Source organism: Vibrio sp. TMPB1044 (assembly GCF_030442075.1).
In the GTDB taxonomy this organism is placed as follows: domain Bacteria; phylum Pseudomonadota; class Gammaproteobacteria; order Enterobacterales; family Vibrionaceae; genus Vibrio; species Vibrio satsumensis.
In genome coordinates this window covers 1-204 of sequence record NZ_JAUJED010000048.1, presented here as the reverse complement: position 1 = coordinate 204, position 204 = coordinate 1, and the positions used below count along the sequence as shown (strand labels likewise).

Here is a 204-nt window from a genome sequence, read left to right as displayed (position 1 = left end):
CAGTCAGAGGCGATGAAAGGCGTAATAACTTGCGATAAGCCCAGATTAGGTAGTAATAACCTTTTGAGTCTGGGATTCCTGAATGGGGAAACCCACTTACATAAGTAAGTATCCTGTTGTGAATACATAGCAACAGGAGGCAAACCGGGGGAACTGAAACATCTAAGTACCCCGAGGAAGAGAAATCAACCGAGATTCCGAAAG

Annotated in this window: 1 rRNA gene; it reads left to right on the top strand. The window is 44.6% G+C overall.

Annotation, left to right across the window (positions count from 1 at the left end):
• Nucleotides 1-204: ribosomal RNA gene (locus tag QQ041_RS21960) — 23S ribosomal RNA — on the top strand; the annotation flags it as partial.